Origin of the sequence: Sporosarcina sp. ACRSM, from assembly GCF_022346545.1 — a bacterium.
In the GTDB taxonomy this organism is placed as follows: Bacteria; Bacillota; Bacilli; order Bacillales_A; family Planococcaceae; genus Sporosarcina.
In genome coordinates this window covers 110,058-130,191 of record NZ_JAKRNU010000012.1, presented here as the reverse complement: position 1 = coordinate 130,191, position 20,134 = coordinate 110,058, and the positions used below count along the sequence as shown (strand labels likewise).

Sequence of the window (20,134 nt, the reverse complement as noted above, 5' to 3'; positions counted from 1 at the left end):
GAAGCCTAAATTTGCTGAAATCAGTTAAAAGTTCCTTCTAAAGTACGGTGTTTTTTTCAGCATGATACAGACAGGAATCGCGATGAGTAAACCGACTATGTTTTGAATGATATCCCCTGGAATCGAGACTAATGGCGCTACCCAGTTATTGTACATGAATCCTTCGCCAACATAGTAGACTGCCATCATGAGAGGCATAGACACAATTGCTGCTAAAATGTTCAATTTAGTGTTGTCGCCTCGATATCCTTTCGACCAAGCGATTTTACCAACGATGTAACCTTGTAATCCGCGGGCCACGATTGTAATAGGCGCCCAGATCATCCAGCCACCTAAGACGTCGAATAATCCCATTCCGATAGCACCGGCAAGTGCTCCTTTTTTAGGACCGAATAAAATCGCCGAGATGAAAAGCATGGATGTTCCTAAATGGATAAGTCCGCCTTGGCCGATCGGAAGCTTAATATTAAGAAACAATGTTGAAACTAAAACCAGCGTAGCTAAAATCGCTGTTAAAACTAAATCAAATGTTTTCGTCCGCGTACTGGTATAGGACTGATTTTGTATATTTTGCATCTGCATGTTATCTCCCTCACTACAGTTGAATTTTTTGATTACTGTAACTTTAGCAAAGGACTGACCATTGGGAAAGTGTCACTTTCGTAGAAATTCTTAAGGTCAGATTGTTTTTCACGGAAAGCCACCTTTCTACTTCCAATTTTAGAAGGTGTATTTTTGTCTCCGTCTTCTTGTGATACGATGAAGACAGAACAAGTACCTAGGAGTTAGGGGAAGATAAAGATGAAAAAAGTGGCTGTCATTCAGGATATGTCATCTTTTGGGAAATGCTCGTTAACGGCTGCGATTCCTGTATTGTCCGTAATGGGTGTTCAGGCAGTGCCATTGCCAACTGCGATTTTTACAGCACAAACCGATTATCCGAGCTTTTATGGTGAAGATTTAACGTCGAAAATGGGTTGTTTTGTAGAGGAGTGGAGCAAGCTTGGCGCAACCTTTGATGGCATTCATACAGGTTTCGTGACAGGAAGAGAGCAAATCGATAACCTATTTCAGTTTTTAAACGTCTTTCACTCGAGCGAAACGACACTGCTTGTCGACCCGGTAATGGGCGATATGGGGGAAGGGTATAAAATATTTACAGGCGATTTGCTCGATCGTATGAAGGAACTCGTGAAGTGTGCAGATATTATTACGCCAAATGTGACAGAGTGTTGCTTGCTAACAGGTTTGTCGTATGAGAAGTTACAGAGCTATCAAAGCACTTCGGATTATATTCAAGCGCTAGAGGAGGCGGGGCAGCAGTTGCAACATACAACTGGAGCGGACGTCATTATAACGGGATTGAATCCGCCGTCAGCAGTTCCAAACAAGCGCTATGTAGGCAATATGTATGTGGATGCCAATCGGTCGTTTCATAGTCTCCTTGACTATAATGGAGAGAACTATTCCGGAACGGGGGATTTGTTTGCATCAGTCATCATGGGTGGTCATATGCGAGGGCAAGATTTAGCAGAGTCGATGAAGCTTGCTGAGACGTTCTTAGCCGCCGCAATTGAAGCAACGTCTAAGAAACAAATTCCAAGAGAGGCAGGCGTGAATTTCGAACAATTTTTGCGAATGTTGCTTTAAGGAATGATAAAACTTAGCAAAGGGGCTTTCCAGCAGTCGGTTTTCACTGACTTTCGGGCAAGTCCCTTTGTGCATTGTTGGTTTTCTTTTGGGATGATATGCACTGCACGATACTTGCATAAAATATAACTTAAAACCCGATACTAGCTGCCATTGACAAGCTCTAATTGTACGCTACTCATAAGAACCGTCACACTATAGGTAGACCAGATAAGGGTGATATCATGCCAATCATTAAACATGAAATTTCAATCCATGCCCCCATCCAAGTTTGTTTCGACCTGGCAAGAACTGTTGAAGTTCACGCAGGAAAAACGTTGCTGACGAAACAACTCGCCATTGATGGAGTTACGTTTGGATTGATGGAGCGGGGCGATTTCGTGACGTGGGAAACGAGCCATTTGGGGATGAAACAAAAATTTACGTCTCAAATTGTTGAAATGATGAAGCCGAACAGCTTCACCGATGTTATGGTTCATGGGGCCTTTCATTCCTTTACACATAGACATGAATTTATTGAAAAAGGTACAGAAACGATCATGAAGGATACGGTCTCATTTAAGTCCCCTTTAGGCATTCTGGGAAAAGTGGCTGATCATTTATTTTTGAAAAAATATATGAGCCATTTTATTGCCGGCCATGCCCAAAAGGTGAAAAGGGTTGCCGAAGCGCCGAAATATGGATCGACCTAATTTTGTGGCTTTACGTATGAACAGTTTTCCCAGAATTGGTTTGTATTTCAGACAATGAATAAATGGTTCCTGGATCTAATACAGTACGGAATTGTTTAGAACTAGGAACCTTAGAATGTTTTATGTTAACAGGATACTTTTGACTCACTGCGCTACTCAATTTCTAATCATAAGTTTAAAGATAAACATCAGCTATTACGTATTTCAGATAAATGCTTATATATATTGTTTTTCATAAATCGACAGTTTGCTGGAACAGGATTTTTTTGGAGTTGGTTGGCGAATTTCTTTAATAATTTGATAAAGGATTGTTGTCTAGCTTCGTCATGAATGAATTGTATGCCGTATTGGAAAAATTCCCCGACCATTTTACGCCATACAATGAATCCTGTCACAACGATTGTTTCACCTAAAATCTCTGTCTTGAAATCCATTAAAATATCGGGGTTTACAGGTAGATCCACAGTGGACATGAAACCAAGACCGCCTATTCCGATATTCTCAATTAATATTTCTGTCGAACCAGTTGTCACATAATTTCCTTTGTATTTTATAATCATCATTTCACCGGAAAGCGGGAAGGCTGTTTCAATCCTAAATCCTTTTCGTCTTTCTTTCTCGAATGTCGGGGAATGTTCTTTATCTGGGCGGAGAATGGGCTGTCTAAGAAATTTAATAAACTCTTCGGGAGGAATCGGCTTGCTAAATAGAAAGCCTTGTATTTGATCACATTCCTGTTGAGATAGGAAGTTACGTTGTTCAACTGTTTCAACGCCTTCAGCCACCACTGTCATATTCATATCATGTGCTAAACGGATCACCGCTTTGATGATGGATGATTTTTCATCGAGTGGGGTAATTAAGGAACGATCAAGTTTCAGTGTATCCAACTCAAATTGCTTTAAATAAAAAAGGGAAGAATACCCTGTGCCGAAATCATCCAATGAGATTTTGATCCCAGATGATTTCAGTTTGCTAATTGAATTAGCAAAAGACTCGTCATTTTTTATAAGTTCGCTTTCTGTTATTTCCAGTTCCAATAGGTTTGGATCCGTTCCTGTTTCTTCGATGATTTGTAATAATTCATTCTCCCAACCGACTTTCAAAAAAAGTTTTGGGGAAATATTGATAGAAATAGGGACTGGTACAACCTTATCCGTAATCCAAGCTTTAAGTTGTTCACACACTGAACGGAATACCCATGTCGTAATCGGAAATATTAAGCCATTTTCTTCTGATAAAGGTATAAATTCCCCGGCTGAAACCAATTTCCATTCAGGGTGATTCCAACGAATCAATGCTTCCGCGCCAACCATCAATCCCGACTTGGGCTCTACTTTGGGTTGGTAATGAAGCGTAAATTCATTTCTTTCCATCGCTTTGCGCAAGTCTTGGTCCAGCGTATATAACTTGTATGTTTCCACATTCATAGACGGCATGAATAGCTGGTATGTGTTTTTTCCCATCTCCTTTGCAAGATATAGTGCTTTATCGGCATTTTCTATCAACGTCTTTACATTATCACCGTCAAAAGGGTAGGTGGATATCCCGATACTAGCCGTTGCATATAACTCCACATCCTCAAATTCATAAGGCTTCTGAAGGTTTTCCAACAGCTTTTCCGCTATTTGAACAGATTTCTGATTACCACTATCATTTGGAATAACCATTACAAACTCATCCCCCCCGAATCGGGAAAAGAGGGTCTGTTCGGGTATGGTCAGATTAACCCGTTTCGAGAATTCCTCTAATAATTGATCGCCTATTAAATGCCCTAACGTATCATTGATCCGCTTAAATCCATCTAGGTCCATATAAAGAACAGAGAATGTTTTACGATTTGCATTGGCATCCTCCATAATTTCCATTAATTTCTCTTCAAATAATCGACGATTTGGTAGGCCCGTTAAATGGTCGTGATATGCATAATAGGTCATACGTTGTTCGTGCTCCATATGTTTTGTAATATCCGTAATGACCCCTTCGATTGATAGTAGGTTACCCTCTTCGTCATATGTGGGAATAACTTCATCCCGCACCCATTTGATTTCCCCGCTTTTGTGAATAATCCGATATTCAATGCTTTGCACGTTTTTCGTTTTCACTTCTTCATTTCTTCTGTCGTATATTGCTACATCCTCTTTATGAATAATATTCCGCCATGTATTCCGGTCAATCGACGGGTTGATCGATTCATATCCGCTAATTAAAGAAAGCCTTGGTGACTGGAAATTCATCGAATCATTCCGTCTATCCATGGACCATACACCAGCTTCGATGACTTCAGTGACTTTTCGTACTTTATGAATATAATTCTCGAAAGCGGTCTCTATTTTCTGTTTCTCTGATCGATCGATTGTTGTCCCGATGAGTTGAACGACGGTACCATTGTCATCTATAACTACATCACACGCCTGATCGAGAAACTTTAAATTTCCATCCCCATCAACAATCCGATAGGCAAAGCGAGAACCTTTTTTATCCTTTATTACTTTTTCATACCATTCGAGGAAGAGGCCACGGTCGCCAACATGCACTCTCTCAAGCACTTTTCCAAGGGATGGGGCCTTGTTGCTTTTCATATCAAAAATTTCAAACATTTTTTTGGACCAAATTCCTTTATCAGCGCGAACATCATATTTCCACAACCCAAAATCGATCAACTCGTCAAAATGATCCAGGTGTTTGGCTGAATCAGTCAATGATTTGTTATTAGAAATAGGCGACGGTTTTACAAAGCGAGAGGGAATTTTACTCATATTCATCACCTTTCAAAAAGTTGTTTTGATATAGTGATACAAACATCACAAAGTCCGTAAATAGTAGAATGGATTCATTTATTCACTAGAAATATATTATTGTATGATTATAATATCGTCAATAATTAGATCATTTTGTCTTCATTTAGGAATCTGCCTTAGTTAAGTCTGAGAGCCGATAAAAACGAAACGCCATACCTATTTCCTTTTTTGAGAACTTCAGCATAAATTTTCCCTAACTCGAAACGTTTGAAACTTTTCCTGAGAATCTCCGTCTGTACGTTGCTTAATGAACAATGGAGGTAAAGGAATATGGAAGATTTAAAGAGTCCTCAAAAAAGATATCGCCCGGAGATTGAAGGGTTACGTACGATTACGACGTTGTTAATCGTGATTTATCATATTTGGTTGGGAAGAGTGTCTGGAGGCATTGATGTATTCTTTGTGATATCAGGCTATTTGATTACGATGTCTCTTTTAGCGAGACTAGAGAGAACGGGAACCGTACAATTTGGAGACTTTTTAGTGGGACTTGGGAGAAGGCTTCTGCCGCAAGCCTTATTGGTCATCATTGTGATTGGAAGTCTAGCCTTGTTGGTTTTACCTCAGTTGGAATGGAGCTCGATCATTACACATATGACCGCGTCCACCCTCTATTTTGAAAACTGGCGTTTGGCGTTGGATGCGGTTGATTATTTAGCGCGTGATCATGCAACCAGTCCATTTCAACATTTTTGGTCACTCGGTGTCCAAGTGCAATTTTATATCCTTTGGCCAATGTTAATCACTTCCGTGTATTTTTTAGCTCGAAAAGTATTGAAGACACCGGTACGTAAAACTTTTTTAGTGGCATTGTTCGTCGTCTTTATCTATTCGATCTGTTATTCGATTTATCAAACAACAGTGAATCAGCCTTGGGCGTATTTTGACACGTTTGCGCGTATGTGGGAATTTAGCATAGGCGGTATGCTGGCAATGGCAATACCGTACTTACGGATGAATAAATGGCTAAACACGGTGCTAGGTTGGCTTGGACTTTCCATTATCTGTTTAACAGGCATCTTGCTTCCGGTATCCACGGGGTTCCCTGGTTATTTAGCGCTTGTCCCGATTAGCGGGGCATTATTGGTGTTAATCGCCACCGAAAATAGCACGAAGTTTGGCGTGGATCGGTTGTTAAGCGTCAAGTCACTGACGTTTTTAGGCGGCCTTACTTATGGGATCTTTTTATGGCATTGGCCTCTTTTAATCTTTTATCAGGCCACTGTGGATGTGAAACCAGTTCCGATTCTTGAGGGGATCATTATCATCATGACGGCGGTTCTATTATCGCTGCTCTCTAAAAAGTTACTAGAAGCACCCATTCTCAAGTTGAATAAAAATAGAATGAAGGGCAGACTTGTTGCTGTCTTATGTGGCCTATTGATGGTAACAGGAAGTTCCATACTAGCTATTACAACGTATATTGAAAAGGTGAAGGCTGATGCGCTGATTGTTAGCTATGACGAAAAAGATTTCCCAGGAGCGATGGCAGTCTATGAGAAGAGGGAGCCACCAAAAGGCATCGCCCCTATTCCGGCATTGATTGATATTCAATCAGATCTTCCTTCCTTTTATGGGAATCCAAACTGTTTAGGGAAGGATAGTGTCAATGTGAAGAAATGTTCGTATGGGGTGGTAACGAATCCAAGCTATACGGTAGCGTTGGTCGGTGGGTCGCATTCAGGGCATTGGTTTCCGGCGCTGGAAGTTTTAGCGGAAGACCTGAACTTCCAGATTGACGTCTACAATCATGATGGCTGCCGATTTACGAACGAAGATCCGGAACATCACTTAACCGAAGCTTGTTTAGAGTGGAATGAAAATTTGATTGAACACTTAAAAGAAAATCCGCCAGACCTGGTTTTCACGACGTCCACATTGAATAAGCGGAAGACGGTTCCGTCAGGTTATATAAACCAGTGGAAAGAACTGGAAGGGGTCACCGCCATATTCGCGATACGTGATAACCCTCGGATGAAAGAGAAAATTCCAAGCTGTTTAGAAAAGAAGAACAACCCGTTAAGTTGTGCGATTTCGAGGGATGAGGGAGTTTCAAAGGAAGTGCCTTGGGAGAATACCGAGGGCATTCCTTCAAATGTGATATTCGCGGACCTCACGGATTATTTCTGTGATCAAACCACTTGTCATCCGATCATCGGGAATATCATCGTATATCGTGACAATAACCATATCACGGCAACGTATGCAAAAACATTAGCCCTTCCTTTAAAAGAGCATTTGCAACAGGCGTTAGAGAGCTTGGAGAGGGATAAAAAAGAATTGCTTGTTGAATCGTGATCTAGAATATTCAGCATCTAGTACCTCTTTCCATACAGTAAATGAAAGAAGCCAACCATCTCATCTGGTTGGCTTCTTTCTGTATTGAATTGTCATATGTAGTACATAAGCACTTAACGATTTATTCGACCTCGAAAAACAAATAATAAGGTTGCCAATCCAGCTTCTTCAACTCCAATTGGAAGTCGAATTCCTCACGCTGTTTTTCGGTCATCGGTATGACGTGGAAGGGGATATTTTTGGAATGCGCCAATTGTTTTATGCGATTTCCCTTCGATAGGCTGATGTCGTTGAGCCAAAGGCGATATGTAATTTGCTCTTCATTTTTAGTCATGAAGATCAATCTCCATGCAAAATAGGTTTTGTCAGACGGTCTGTTTGATCTAGCGTATTTCACATACGGTTGTACGGCAATCTGGGCAATCTCCTCATACGGAACAATTTGTTCTTCACCATTCCAATAATGGGTCACAAGTCCGTCGACTTCATGGATGCCGCGATAATCTGCCCACATCATATACTGATAGCCCGCATATACCCCCGTGACAACCACTGCAGCAATCGCGATCATGCTTTTTATTTTTCGTGTGGTTTCATAAAAAGGAAAGATGAACAGCAACAATAAAAGCAGGATGAACCCGATAGAAAGGCCGCCGGTGTAATCCGTGGCAGTGGATTCAAATAACAAAAAATGATTGTTGGAGAATGTCTGTTCTTTCAGATTTTCGTATCCTTCGTAAGAAAGAAAGAGGGCAGGAATGATGCCTACAACATAGATGTATGCCCAAAGCCATCGAAGTCCTTTTTGCTTTGCCTGCCACATATTGGTCCTCACAATATGACCGATCATATAAAGCGGCAGACTAATGACCAAAATACCAAACAGTGATGCTTTGAAATCCTCCTCTAATGTGAGTAAACCGCCTAGTGCAATGAACAGGCTGAATATGATTAGTAAAATGCCAAATATCTTTCTCATCTTTTCACCTCCCTTTCTTCTACGTGGAAGCCTGCCGGGAAGATTCAATCATACATACATAAATATGAGAAATCAAAAAAAGAACGCATGTACAAATGACATGGGTTCCTTTCTTTGATGCGCAAACGCATATCCGAGTGACATGCGTTATACGTGTTATTTTTATGCTATTCATTATGGCAAGGATAGGGTGGAATGTAGTAAATTCCATTTCTGTCGATAGAGCCTCTGACGGTTATCAGACTGTCACGCCATCATGGATTGCCAACGTACGCTGTAGTGCGTGCAGTTGTTCGTCGTTTAAGGGAATCATTGGCAAACGAACGCCGCCGACTTGAACACCTTTTAGGTTCAATGCCGCTTTTAATGGGGATGGATTCGGAGCAGCAAAAAGTGCATGCATCACTGGCAGCAGTCTGCGGTGATCTGAAGCCGCTTCTTTGATATTACCCATTTTGAAGTTTTTGATCATCGTTTGCATTTCATTGCCTATAATATGAGCTGCGACAGAAACAACACCTACGCCACCAATTGATAATACAGGGATTGTTAAGCCATCATCGCCGCTGTACAAGGAAAATCCTGTTGGTGTCTGCTCAATGATTTCAGCCATTGCATCTAAATCGCCACTCGCTTCTTTAATGGCGACGATATTCGGAATTGCAGCAAGGCGCACGACTGTCTCGACGGCAATATTGGACATCGTTCGTCCAGGTACATTGTATAGCATGACGGGTAAAGAAGTGGCTGCCGCGATTGTTTGGAAGTGTTGGAACATCCCTTCTTGGCAAGGTTTATTATAATAGGGAGCGACGAGCATCACGCCGTCAACACCAATATCTTCCGCTAGTCTCGTCAGTTCAACAGACTCCCTTGTATTGTTTGAGCCCGTTCCAGCAATTACAGGCACTCTTCCATTGACAACTTTTACCACAAATTTGAACAATTGGACCTTTTCCTCAGACGTTAACGTCGGAGATTCTCCGGTTGTACCTGACACGACCAAACTATCTGTTCCATTGGCGATTAAATACTCTATCAAGTTCCTTGTCGCTTCAAAATCAATATCTCCGTGCTCATTAAAAGGAGTCACCATAGCTGTTACAATTTGTCCGAAATTCATCATTTCTCCACATCCTATCAATTATTTTAAATAAATAGAGGGAGAAGGGCAGCTTGTAAATCAACGCAAAAAGCAACAACGAAGGGTCGCTGCTGCAGTGAAATAATAGATTATTTCTTTGCATAAGATAGCCCTCCATATAGTTTCCTATATGACAATTCTGTGCTTATTCAACCCAGAACCAGCTTCGAGATAATGAGCTTCTCTCCACTTCGGCAAATCCCCCTTTTCACAATCTTCATAGGACCTCATTATCCTCTGATTGTGTACTAATGGTCTCTGCGCCTCTATCCTTACTTCAAGAGTTCGAAATAAGTAAGTGTTTAATTACCCTCACTTTACATGGAATTGGGTACAATTGCAAGTCGAAGATGGAATTGTTCATTTAATTTTGAATAAATTCGGTCCAAAGTGGTGTTGGAGATGTTGAGAAAAGGAACATCAACTGATTTTATCTTCATTCAGCAGAAGACTCCCACCTCGATAGGTGGCGAGATGAATGCGGTTTTGTTTCCTGTTCAGCGGGTGTTCAAACGCCAGCTGAACGAAGATAAAGCCTCCGGCGGATGTCACAGATTTTGAAAGGAGTTAATCGAGCACGCTCGATTCAAAATCTGGACGCAATCACGCCGAGGCGTGATTGATTGCGGAAGTAACACACTTGAAAAAAGATGAGATTGAGAAGTTGAGGGAAATGCTGCAGTAAAAACAGGATTCATGAGAAGTTCACTTGGTTTTGTCTAATCAAGCAAAGACAACTACCGACCGACGTCCGTTTATAAAAAAATGGATGTCTTTTTTCATTTGCTAATACGCCTCCAAAACTTTTTAAAAATCTTTGAAACTTTTTTTGAAAATCTCCGTCTGTACGTTGCTTGATGGACAGTGGAGGTAAAGTTATGAGGAAGATTGCTAATAGAGTGTGGTTACTTGTGTGTTTGCTCGTATTCATAAGCGTAGGTGCGATATGGATTTTGGTTGAATCACAAGGGAGGGTGTTCGCACAAGGTACGGATCGGTTTGTGACGAAGCGGGTATTTGAGCGGGTGCTGACCTTGCAGGAGCGTCAACCGCTTTATATGAAGGGGGCGTCTTTGACGCAGATTGGCGAGTTGGTGGCGGGTCAGCCTGTGGCGATTACAGGTGAGGATGAGGCGTATTATGAGCTTCGATTGGGAAATATGCCTGCCTTTGTTCGGAAGGGGGAGGCGGCGGTTGAAAAGAAGAAGCTTTTGACCGTTGTCCATCCGGAGCGGTTGGCTGCTGTTCAGACGTTGCAAAAAACCGCCGTTTACGAGGCTGCTAATTTGCAGAGCGGCGTTATACTGGAGTTGGAAGCAGGTTATCGTTATCCTGTAGTACGGGAGGAAGAAGATTGGTATATCCTTACAATAGGAGAACGGCCGGGCTATATTGCGAAACAGTCCGTTACAATGGATGTGGGTCTGCCTGTGCTTGTCTATCATCAGGTTTTGCCACGTGAGTTGATGAGCACGATGATTAGTACGATTTCCTTGGAAGCGTTTGATCAGCAGATGGCGTACTTGGCGGATCGTCAGTTCAAGACGTTGACGGCACATCAGTTGTATGATTACTTGGAAGGGCGTCTTGTTGTTCCGAGCAAAGCGGTGCTCATTACATTTGATGACGGGTTATTATCCACAAAGGAATTTGCCTATCCCGTTTTAAAGCAATACAGGTTTACTGCTCTTCAGCACATTATTTCCTCACGTACAGATCGAGTGCAGGGAACACAGTTGTTTGATGCGGAAGGTCCGCTACAGTTTTTTACCGCTGCGGATTTAGAAGAGTTGGGGGATGTGTTCCAGTTCGAAGCACATACCAATGAATTGCATTCACTGAGCAAGGATTTAGGGGTTGCGTTAGAGCGTTCAAAAGAAGAAATTCTTTTGGATTTACAGCAAAATATGGCGCAAGTGCCGACAGCCGTTTCAGTAGCTTATCCTTTTGGGCATTATGATGAGGATTTCATCGTAGCGGCTAAGGAAGCAGGCTTGTTAATCGGTTTTACGACGACCGAAGGATATGCCAATCGAAAGACTTCTAATTATGAAGTAGCTCGATATGGCATGACAGAAAAAAAGTCGTTTGAACAATTTGTTGTCTATGTGGAGGGGGACATGACGTGGCCGTAGAGGAGGGCGAGGGTTCGTAAATGAGTAGTACTATTGATCAACTAATTGATGAGCATTCGCGTTATTTAGTGCGCATCGCTTATCTATATGTGAAGAATTGGTCGACTGCTGAGGATATTGTGCAAGAAGTATTTGTGACGTATTTTCAAAAAAGTGACCAGTTTCGCAATGAGGCGTCATTGAAGACTTATTTAACGAAAATGACAGCCAATCGTGCAAAAGATTATTTGCGTTCGTGGAAGCATAAAAAAGATGTGCTGTTCGATACCATCTTTGTTTCGACAAAAGGGACAGAAGAAGTCGTGTTGGAGCAAGAGCGGCTGGCGCTACTTGAAAAAAATCTTTTCCAGCTTCCGTTAAAATACCGGGAACCTTTGATCTTATTTTATTATGACGAGCAGTCGATAGCGGAAATTGCAAACTATCTGGAGCTGAATGAAAATACCGTAAAAACAAGACTGCGGAGGGCAAAGCAACAGCTGAAAGAATTTTTCGAAGAAGAGGAGGTAGTGAGCAATTGAGTGATTTTAAACGGAAGCTGGATCAAATGATGGGCGATACATCGGAGCAAGAAAGGCGGATCAAGCGGCGTGTGCATGAACGTTTACGGACACCGACTAAAAAGTTTTCTTGGCAAGTGCTGTTTGTCACAGCCGCGATACCTGTCGTTGCACTGTTTCTTCTGTTTACCGTTGACCCTATGAATTATCTTTCATCAGATAAAGGGCCAGGCGTCCCCTATGATCCACTGGATGATTTGGCGCAAATTTCGGCCTTGCAGAAGAAAAAACAACTGTCTGCGGTTGATTATGAGGAATTTGCGGCTCTTCCACATTTTGATCAAGTCGACGGTCTGTATTATGTGGATAAAGAAAAGTTCTCATTAAATGGGAGTTCGGATGCTTATCATACGGTCATTGAGCGCAAAGAAGAATTATTCGATAAGGTTGTGTATGAGGCGGGCGATGTAGTACGCACGATGACCAATACGACCAGCCATTTACCGACCTATACGGATGCCTATTATGAAGTGATTGCAGTTCCGGGGGATCGCGTCGTACTGAAAGACGGCAAGCTACGCATAAACGGCAAACCGTTACAATCTGAACTGATGGATCGATATGAAAAACAGGGAATCACGATTGTAGGGGGTTACGACCAGCTGTTGAATGCGCGGGAATATCTATTATTGAACCATTTCCCGGCAAGAGGAACAGTGCAGGGGGCAACGATTACGCCCGTGCATAAAATTTATGGGCAAGTGGTAGGCGTCGCGACGGAAGAGCGTACCGATTCGATTTATATGGATTATTTATCCGGACAGCTGACAGGTGATTATACACCCGAGCAATATTTCGATTTGTATTTATATGATGATCTGTTAGGCAACGGCAATTTGCCGGAAACGCCTCTGTTTGCTCAACTTAGCCGATTAGGAGAACTGTTTTTAGAGGCATCTTATCGAAAAACGACTCCGATTTCTGAAAATGAAGTTGAAATCCGCTACCAATATGGGCGAGAAGGGGTAGCCGAGCAGGTCTTTCATATGAAGTGGGATGCTGGCTCTGAACGTTGGATGATAACAGACTAGTGCAGGAGGGGGAATGGGAACCCCGACATCCTTTGGGAAACCAGGTTGGCAGTGACCAGAAAAAGTAGCCGTCAACCAACCGCTCATTATATAGGAACACCAACCTGGTTTTCCACCAGCTAGTTTGAAAAGTATTGGTAGTAGTGAATCGTTTTTCTATATCAAAATCTACTACTCGAAAAGAAAGGAAGATTGCAAGTGAGAAAGAAGGTTTTTACGGTATTAGGTACACTATTGCTTGCCGGTAGCCTGCCTTTATCTGGCACATTCGCCGCAAGCACTGAGCGCTTTTCAGACGTACCCTCTTCAAAGCATTATGCAGAAGCAGTCTATGATTTGGCGGAACGCAATATTATCGGAGGCTATCCGGATGGCACGTTCAAACCTGGAAACTCTATCACGAGAGGTCAGGCGGCTGCCATCATCGCAAAGATGACCAACATGGACACCTCGAACGTGAAGAATCCAGGCTTCAAAGATGTCTCGACAGCTAATGGCTACTACAAAGCGATTGCAGCGCTGGCAGAAAAAGGAGTTATTGGTGGTTATGAAGATGGCCGTTTCGGTCCAAACGATCCGATTAAACGGGGGCAGATGGCTTCGATTCTTGTCAAAGCATTCGATTTGCCGCGTGATGGGAACATCATAAATCCATTCAAAGATATTGAATATCTACAGTCACATCGTGGAAATATTCTTATCATCTATCAACTCGGCATCACTTCGGGGACATCACCTGACACGTTCAGCCCGAATGCTGCTATCACAAGAGGACAGGCGGCCAAAATGTTGAAAGCGACTGAAGAGTCAAAGCCAACGATGATAACGCTAAGGGCCAGTGAATTCAACTGGCGGCTGATTAGTGAAGTTGTTTACGATGAGTCGAATGACGGTTTGTTTAAATCAATACAGGTAGCCGGAAAAGAGGGCTATACGGAGGATCAAGTTCAATTAGTCCCATTAAAAGAAGGAACCGGAAAACTTAATATTGCGGGTCTTCCTAGCAACGGTTCCTATGAAATGGAGTATAAAAAGTATTACGTAACGATTAAAAAGGTGAATGGTGAATTGAAGTTGACGATGGAAGAGACGGATGACATCTTGCCGACTGCAGTGAAGTTTCATTTCCTGAAGGAAAAGGTTCAATATATTTCCTTGTCCACAATGCAAGGGGAAAAGTTGTCAGACAGTGTGACGTTCAAGCAAGAAGAAAGTAGAAATGGCTTCAATGTATGGTTTGATATCGACAAACCTGGCCAGTATATTGCCACGCTACGGTTTGAGGGTGGGAAGGAAGAGCGGCATGGGATTGATGTGAAGCTGAACGATGACCGCTTTTATTATGAAATCAAAACGCTAAAAGAAAATCCGTCTGATGTCTATGAGGAGACAGCGACAGCCGACTTGGGCAAGCACATAATCCGAACAAAAGATGCCGAGCAGATAGCCATTATCACAAGAGATCCAGGCACGAATCTATTTCGCGTCAAAGCCACTGGCCAGAAAGAAGGCACGATCAGTATTGACTATGATCGCAGGTTAAGCGAGAGATATTGTGATTATATAGAACCGGAGTGCTATTCTGCTTGGACAGGTTTATATGTACAGGTCCAGCGAATCGGCTCCATTGTGAACGTTGATATACGGAAGGATTACGAGATGGATCATTGAGTGAATATACTAAAGTTTTGTGAATGCGATATTCATAGAGAGCAGGTGTACACGATTGAAAAAAATCCTGATTTCCTTGCTAACGATCTTGTTGATGTTTTCATTACTGCCGACAGCGCAGGCGGAAACAGAATATCCGCCTTATAACGAACCGGTTCCTTTTAAAGATTTGCGTGGTGCATCATGGGACATCATGTTCTTGTACAAAAAGGGGATTATCGGAGGTTATCCAGATGGTACTTTCCGGCCGAATGAACCGATTACCCGTGCACAAGTTTCTGCCATGCTTCTTAGGGCGCTGGACATTCCGCTACAGGAAAATCCGACTGTCGCCTTTAAAGATGTATCGAAAAATTCTACGCACTATCGGGCACTGGCAACCATTAACGACAAGGGAATCCTGCGTGGAGAAAATGGCTATATGCGACCAGCGGAACAGACGACGCGTGCCCAAATGGCAGCCGTTTTACGTCGGGCATTCGACCTTCCATTGGAACTGAAACCAATGTTTGTCGATGTCTCACCAGCTAATTGGGCCTTCGCGGATATCAATAGCGTGGCATTGAATCGGATTGCGGGCGGTTATCAAGACGGCACGTTCAAACCGGGAAATCCGGTCACGCGCTCCCAATTCTCTTCTTTCCTTGCCCGTGCGATTGATGACAAAATGAAATTGCCCGAACCGTTTTCATACGTCAGCCAGAAGGGGATTGTGGTGGAAGAGGACGGGTTCCAGTACACCATTAAAGGTGAAAAGCTCGTGAAAATTAATAAAAAGACGAAAGAGGAAACCGTACTCCTAACGGAACAGGATTTCCCGACGCAAGATGGATTGTTTGAGGTCCATTTGGAAACAGGTTTTCCGATCATCCTCCAGAACAATATCATTTATGTCCCGTACTGGGCTGCTGTATCTCAAGGGACCAGTATTCCATATAGATATGGTGTTTTCCGGACGAGTGCGCAAGGTGGAAAAAATGGTGTGAAATACTGGAATTTAGATGTGGATACAGACCATGCTGCGAGTATGCGGAATTTCAGCGTCCACGGGCATGCCTACTATTACACAGTAGAGAAGAAACAGCGGGTGTTCGATTACAATCCGATCTTCGACGATGCTGTTAATGTAGATCAGACACTCATCCTTTATCATCAAAGTCCTGACACATGGAAACCGAAAAAAGTGATGGAGTTTGATGCACGCGTCATCTTCGAACCGCTGGAAGGATCCACGAGATTTTCAACAAACGTGACGCAAAATAACAAGTCCGTTAAATTCGATGCCAGCACGATGTATTATTTTAATAAAAAAGGTGTATTTTCATACAGCCTATTGGACGGAAAAACAAAAAAACGATCCAGTATCCAGGCAAAGGACATGAAGTTGACGGACACGACTGTGGAAATCATTGACGTGAACGGCAAGAAACATTCATTGAAAAAATGAACAGAAACAGGCAGACACCCCTCCCCGGGATGTCTGCCTGTTTTGGTATGGCTGCCAGCCGTTCAGACGTGCCGGATTCCTTTTCAAAGAGTAGATTCATCTGATTCGCTTTGCATTTTCCGTATCTCCACAATTCGTTTCCAAATTTTTTTATTCTCAATTTGTGCAAATCCCATGATACCCGGCGTTGTATTTACTTCAAATAAGACAGGTGTTCCTTCCTGATTGATCCCGAAGTCAATGCCGTATTCCCTACATGGCAATACGGAATCGATTGCTTTCGCTGCTGTAATTGCAACCTCTTCTATCTTCTTGACTGTATCCTCTTCATTGTTTTTGAATTTTGTTTGAGAGAATATTTCGGAGATCGTCATAACTGTAGCGCCTCTATGTGGATTCACAATCCCGCTTTCAGTTGCTAGGCTGGTTGCGGTAGTCCCATACATCCCGCTAATCATCCACTTGTTATTCAGTTTTTGAATATGAACCCGAATTGAAAAAGGCTGTCCATTTCGGGTGTAGCTTTGTATATCTTCTTGAAGAATATATGGACCGCTTTCTCTACCTAACTTAATAAATGGATGAAGGAGCAAGCGAATTTCACTAACTTTCGATACAGATTTTTGGATAGGTGTTCCTTGGATTGTAAAACCATTTATGTTGTATTTCCTGTCATTACTTTTGTGAATTTTGAATATGGCTCTTCCTTGGCCTGTCATATCATGTTTCACAAAGACAGACGGATAGCGGTTCGAAAAATCTATCAAATTCTTCTCACTGTATAATATGGTTTCTGGAATATGCTTGGCGAGTACTGGATGTTGCTGGAATAATACACTTTGCTCCCATTTACCTAATGCTCTTTTCATGTTTCCCATCTCATTTCATTGTTGATTTGTTCGCTTTTTCGATGACCAGATTGTCCACTCCATCTCCTTGTAAATGGCCAACGTTGTTACGAATCTGTTTTAGCTATTCTATGTATCCAGAAGTAGAGTGGTTGGATTTTTAGGAAAGGATCTATGGGAAAGAGGAAATCCGCTCAATGGTCGAAACTTTAGACGGGTGAGTTCCGTATAACTAGTATCGAAGGATAGGTTTTGTAAGGAATGGCTATCCAGTTTACGCGGATTTGAGCGTAAATGGTCTTGATACGAGAGGAGACTACATATGAGACAGTTATATATCAAGCAAAAAGTGTTTAGTCTGAGTGGCAAATTTTCAGTGAAGGATTCGCAAGAGAACGAGGTTTATTTCGTGGAAGGGAGCTTCTTGCGAATGCCGAAGACGTTTTCCATTTTGGATTCGGCCGGGAATGAAGTTGCGTTGATAACGAAAAAAATGTTCAGCTTTTTGCCGACCTTTTTTGTAGAAGTGAATGGCCAAGAAGCCGTGACGATTAAAAAGCAATTCTCCTTTTTGAAAGCGCGTTACTCGATTGACGCTGCGGGGATGGAAGTTCGGGGGAATTGGTGGGATATGGATTTTGAAGTGTCTCAAAACGGGGAAATCATCGGGGCCGTCAGTAAGAAATGGTTCAGCTGGGGTGATAGCTATCAGTTGCAAATTGCAAACGATGAAATGGAACCACTTCTAGTGGCGCTTGTCGTGGCGATTGACTGCGCGAAAGCCGACCAGGCCGCTGTTGCTTCAGTGCCTAATATGTGAATATCTCGCACTCATTCTTTGAGTGCCTTTTGCATGGTGTTTGATTTGTTGAAGGAACTTTATTCGCTTGTATATTCATCATGACGTTTTTCACCATGAATAGGAGGCAGTTATTTTTGCTATTTATCATGATCGCTTTCGTTATCATCTTACTTATAACAACTGTAATTGTAAGCGTCAAGCGCTACCAGACAGAATTGTTGAGCCAAGATTGGTATGATGATTTTTATTATAAATTCCAATCGACCGAATGTCCGCATGAGAAGCGCATCAAATTATCAGAAACGGATTGGACGTTCCTTTTCTCACTCAAAAGAGAGCGAAGCAAGACTGTTCAAAAAGGTTTGGTCTCCACCAAAATAAGGCAAGTTCACTTTAGGTTCTACTGTGAGGAGTGTGGAAAACAGCGTTGGTTCGAGCAGAGCAACTCCACGTTGGAAACGAAAGGTCTATATAGCTTGCGCCTCAAATATCTACTCCTAGCGGGCATATCGATCATGCTCATTCTTATTCTTACTAATAAAATTTTCACTTGGTTGTTGTAGAGCAGGCTCTTTTCAAAAGTAATTAAGGCCACTTAACGAGTGAATCCATGTTATAGTTAGTAAGCATATTTTACAGATAGGTAGGTGAGCAGCATGATTGAAGTAAGAACATCTTCACTTAGTGAGGGAGAATTCAACAGAGGAGTATTCGCGACATGTGATATTAACAAAGGCACGATGGTGCATGAAGCGCCTGTCATCGCGTACCCAAACGAGCAACACCCATACATTGAGCAAACGCTAATCGCCGATTACGCTTTTGAGTATGGCGTCAATCATTCCGCGATCCTTCTCGGGTACGGAATGTTGTTCAACCATTCCTACGAGCCTAATGCCACGTATGAGATCAGTTTTGAAAAGCATACGTTTGACTTCTATGCCTATACAGATATCAAAGCTGGAGAAGAAATTCTAATCAATTATAATGGTGACGTAGATGACAATGAACTGTTATGGTTTGATCAGAAGGAAGATTAGACAAGACGAACTTTATCCAAAGATTAAAACAGCCGATCGAGGCTGTTTTTCTTTTTGAATAAACCAGTATTTGAAATGGTTTCTTCCACTGCCGAAAGAAGTTTATGAGAATCCCGGGTAGGGAAGAGGAGAATGCAAGAGGTTCCAGTTTGAGTTGCCTCAAGGCGAGTGGGACCCGGATGTCACAGTTGTCAAAGATGAGGAGCTGATGAAAGCGATCGCCGATAAGCAGGAAGAACTTGGTCTCAAGTAAATAGAGTTGTTCAAAAAATGTTAAGTAATTAAGTAGCAAATGCCCTCATCAATTGGAAGGTGGGGGCTATTTGCTGCCTAAAAAAAGCTGATGGAGGCTGTTTTTCTCTACGGATTAGTGGGGTTATCCCTTTAGTCGAATCTATGTTACGATTTTCATGAGAAAGGGAGTCGCTAATAGTGGATAAAATAATAGAAAGAAAAATACGTTATGATTCTAAAATTGTGGACTATCCTTGTAGGCTGTTAACTAGACAAAAACAAAGTGCAGTTCTTTTTCATATTATTGAAGAATCATTTACAATGATTGCTAATGGAGCTAGCTTAACGATCCCGATTGGTAGTTATACAATTGCTTATTATTGGGAAAACCTTCCGTATAATTTATATTTCTGGAGAGATCATCAAGGAAATTATTTGGGCTCTTATTTAAACATTGTAAAGCATACAACTATTACCGATGAAGTGGTATCGTTTGAAGACTTGATTATCGATATTATGGTTCTTCCAAATGGAGAATACTTTATGTTAGACGAGAATGAGTTACCGGAGTCGATCGAGCACTTCGAAAATGGGTTCGTCAAACAAGCTATGAATTCGGTAATAGAGTCGTTACCTGCTATTCTTGCTCAAGCTATTTCGGAATCTGAGGGGATTTATAAGCACGAGAGATTCCTTCCTTTATTAGAAAAGTTTGCGAATAAACAGGTCTTTAATAGAACTGGGATTTGATAGAATGAGAGGACAACTAGTAGTCTTGATTGATCCTTTTTTGAATGAATGG

At 42.1% G+C, this 20,134-nt stretch carries 17 protein-coding genes and 1 riboswitch; of the genes, 12 read left to right on the top strand and 5 right to left on the bottom strand.

What is annotated here, in order from left to right; translation table 11 throughout:
- Nucleotides 1-24: 24 nt before the first annotated feature.
- Nucleotides 25-576, bottom strand: coding sequence for an ECF transporter S component (locus MHZ95_RS17505; protein ID WP_239392081.1), 552 nt, complete (start codon nt 574-576; stop codon nt 25-27).
- 225 nt (nt 577-801) lie between these two features.
- On the opposite strand from MHZ95_RS17505, the gene MHZ95_RS17500 reads away from it, so the two are divergent.
- Together MHZ95_RS17500 and MHZ95_RS17495 are read left to right on the top strand one after the other, a co-directional pair.
- Nucleotides 802-1,650 carry a pyridoxamine kinase gene (locus tag MHZ95_RS17500; protein ID WP_239392080.1) on the top strand — a complete coding sequence of 283 codons (849 nt, stop codon included), beginning with the start codon at nt 802-804 and terminating at the stop codon, nt 1,648-1,650.
- A 224-nt stretch (nt 1,651-1,874) separates the two neighbouring features.
- A complete protein-coding gene (locus MHZ95_RS17495; RefSeq protein ID WP_239392079.1) occupies nt 1,875-2,342 on the top strand; it encodes an SRPBCC family protein in 468 nt (155 codons plus the stop codon).
- A gap of 188 nt (nt 2,343-2,530) precedes the next feature.
- Here the strand turns inward: MHZ95_RS17495 and MHZ95_RS17490 are convergent, their stop codons facing one another.
- On the bottom strand, nt 2,531-5,101 hold the full coding sequence (locus MHZ95_RS17490; RefSeq protein ID WP_239392078.1) for an EAL domain-containing protein: 2,571 nt from the start codon (nt 5,099-5,101) through the stop codon (nt 2,531-2,533).
- Between the two features lie 312 nt (nt 5,102-5,413).
- Here MHZ95_RS17490 and MHZ95_RS17485 point away from each other — a divergent pair, with 312 nt between their 5' ends.
- Nucleotides 5,414-7,441, top strand: coding sequence for an acyltransferase family protein (locus MHZ95_RS17485; RefSeq protein ID WP_239392077.1), 2,028 nt, complete (start codon nt 5,414-5,416; stop codon nt 7,439-7,441).
- Nucleotides 7,442-7,562: 121 nt separating this feature from the next.
- On the opposite strand, the gene MHZ95_RS17480 is transcribed toward MHZ95_RS17485, so the two are convergent.
- Nucleotides 7,563-8,420: a hypothetical protein gene (locus MHZ95_RS17480; RefSeq protein WP_239392076.1), complete on the bottom strand. Its 858-nt coding sequence runs from the start codon at nt 8,418-8,420 to the stop codon at nt 7,563-7,565.
- Between the two features lie 238 nt (nt 8,421-8,658).
- Nucleotides 8,659-9,543, bottom strand: coding sequence for a 4-hydroxy-tetrahydrodipicolinate synthase (dapA, locus tag MHZ95_RS17475; RefSeq protein WP_239392106.1), 885 nt, complete (start codon nt 9,541-9,543; stop codon nt 8,659-8,661).
- 120 nt (nt 9,544-9,663) lie between these two features.
- A riboswitch (Lysine riboswitch) is annotated at nt 9,664-9,841 on the bottom strand.
- A gap of 125 nt (nt 9,842-9,966) precedes the next feature.
- On the opposite strand from dapA, the gene MHZ95_RS17470 reads away from it, so the two are divergent.
- The 6 genes from MHZ95_RS17470 (at nt 9,967) to MHZ95_RS17445 (ending at nt 16,408) form a co-directional block, all read left to right on the top strand.
- Nucleotides 9,967-10,125 carry a hypothetical protein gene (locus MHZ95_RS17470; protein WP_239392075.1) on the top strand — a complete coding sequence of 53 codons (159 nt, stop codon included), beginning with the start codon at nt 9,967-9,969 and terminating at the stop codon, nt 10,123-10,125.
- Between the two features lie 317 nt (nt 10,126-10,442).
- Nucleotides 10,443-11,699 (top strand): polysaccharide deacetylase family protein, encoded by a 1,257-nt coding sequence (locus MHZ95_RS17465; protein ID WP_239392074.1) that lies wholly within the window; start codon nt 10,443-10,445, stop codon nt 11,697-11,699.
- A 20-nt stretch (nt 11,700-11,719) separates the two neighbouring features.
- The gene (locus MHZ95_RS17460) at nt 11,720-12,220 is read left to right on the top strand and encodes a sigma-70 family RNA polymerase sigma factor (RefSeq protein WP_239392073.1); all 501 of its coding nucleotides are present in this window, start codon (nt 11,720-11,722) and stop codon (nt 12,218-12,220) included.
- Nucleotides 12,217-13,290, top strand: coding sequence for a S26 family signal peptidase (locus MHZ95_RS17455; protein ID WP_239392072.1), 1,074 nt, complete (start codon nt 12,217-12,219; stop codon nt 13,288-13,290). The genes MHZ95_RS17460 and MHZ95_RS17455 overlap by 4 nt, the downstream gene beginning before the upstream one ends.
- Nucleotides 13,291-13,488: 198 nt before the next feature.
- Nucleotides 13,489-14,961 carry an S-layer homology domain-containing protein gene (locus tag MHZ95_RS17450; RefSeq protein ID WP_239392071.1) on the top strand — a complete coding sequence of 491 codons (1,473 nt, stop codon included), beginning with the start codon at nt 13,489-13,491 and terminating at the stop codon, nt 14,959-14,961.
- Between the two features lie 55 nt (nt 14,962-15,016).
- Nucleotides 15,017-16,408: an S-layer homology domain-containing protein gene (locus tag MHZ95_RS17445; RefSeq protein WP_239392070.1), complete on the top strand. Its 1,392-nt coding sequence runs from the start codon at nt 15,017-15,019 to the stop codon at nt 16,406-16,408.
- Between the two features lie 83 nt (nt 16,409-16,491).
- Here MHZ95_RS17445 and MHZ95_RS17440 read toward each other — a convergent pair whose 3' ends face one another.
- A complete protein-coding gene (locus tag MHZ95_RS17440; RefSeq protein WP_239392069.1) occupies nt 16,492-17,277 on the bottom strand; it encodes a YheC/YheD family protein in 786 nt (261 codons plus the stop codon).
- 301 nt (nt 17,278-17,578) lie between these two features.
- Between MHZ95_RS17440 and MHZ95_RS17435 the strand changes: the two genes are divergently transcribed.
- From MHZ95_RS17435 to MHZ95_RS17425, 3 genes are all read left to right on the top strand, one after another.
- Nucleotides 17,579-18,076 (top strand): LURP-one-related/scramblase family protein, encoded by a 498-nt coding sequence (locus MHZ95_RS17435; protein WP_239392068.1) that lies wholly within the window; start codon nt 17,579-17,581, stop codon nt 18,074-18,076.
- Between the two features lie 638 nt (nt 18,077-18,714).
- The gene (locus MHZ95_RS17430) at nt 18,715-19,098 is read left to right on the top strand and encodes an SET domain-containing protein (protein WP_239392067.1); all 384 of its coding nucleotides are present in this window, start codon (nt 18,715-18,717) and stop codon (nt 19,096-19,098) included.
- A gap of 429 nt (nt 19,099-19,527) precedes the next feature.
- The gene (locus tag MHZ95_RS17425) at nt 19,528-20,082 is read left to right on the top strand and encodes a DUF402 domain-containing protein (RefSeq protein ID WP_239392105.1); all 555 of its coding nucleotides are present in this window, start codon (nt 19,528-19,530) and stop codon (nt 20,080-20,082) included.
- Nucleotides 20,083-20,134: the final 52 nt, after the last annotated feature.

What these genes read in the sequence shown, in the direction of transcription:
- MHZ95_RS17505 (WP_239392081.1), bottom strand. Translation starts at nt 576, where the DNA reads ATGCAAAATATACAAAATCAGTCCTATACCAGTACGCGGACGAAAACA.
- MHZ95_RS17500 (WP_239392080.1), top strand. Translation starts at nt 802, where the DNA reads ATGAAAAAAGTGGCTGTCATTCAGGATATGTCATCTTTTGGGAAATGC.
- MHZ95_RS17495 (WP_239392079.1), top strand. Translation starts at nt 1,875, where the DNA reads ATGCCAATCATTAAACATGAAATTTCAATCCATGCCCCCATCCAAGTT.
- MHZ95_RS17490 (WP_239392078.1), bottom strand. Translation starts at nt 5,101, where the DNA reads ATGAGTAAAATTCCCTCTCGCTTTGTAAAACCGTCGCCTATTTCTAAT.
- MHZ95_RS17485 (WP_239392077.1), top strand. Translation starts at nt 5,414, where the DNA reads ATGGAAGATTTAAAGAGTCCTCAAAAAAGATATCGCCCGGAGATTGAA.
- MHZ95_RS17480 (WP_239392076.1), bottom strand. Translation starts at nt 8,420, where the DNA reads ATGAGAAAGATATTTGGCATTTTACTAATCATATTCAGCCTGTTCATT.
- dapA (WP_239392106.1), bottom strand. Translation starts at nt 9,543, where the DNA reads ATGAATTTCGGACAAATTGTAACAGCTATGGTGACTCCTTTTAATGAG.
- MHZ95_RS17470 (WP_239392075.1), top strand. Translation starts at nt 9,967, where the DNA reads ATGTTGAGAAAAGGAACATCAACTGATTTTATCTTCATTCAGCAGAAG.
- MHZ95_RS17465 (WP_239392074.1), top strand. Translation starts at nt 10,443, where the DNA reads ATGAGGAAGATTGCTAATAGAGTGTGGTTACTTGTGTGTTTGCTCGTA.
- MHZ95_RS17460 (WP_239392073.1), top strand. Translation starts at nt 11,720, where the DNA reads ATGAGTAGTACTATTGATCAACTAATTGATGAGCATTCGCGTTATTTA.
- MHZ95_RS17440 (WP_239392069.1), bottom strand. Translation starts at nt 17,277, where the DNA reads ATGAAAAGAGCATTAGGTAAATGGGAGCAAAGTGTATTATTCCAGCAA.
- MHZ95_RS17435 (WP_239392068.1), top strand. Translation starts at nt 17,579, where the DNA reads ATGAGACAGTTATATATCAAGCAAAAAGTGTTTAGTCTGAGTGGCAAA.
- MHZ95_RS17430 (WP_239392067.1), top strand. Translation starts at nt 18,715, where the DNA reads ATGATTGAAGTAAGAACATCTTCACTTAGTGAGGGAGAATTCAACAGA.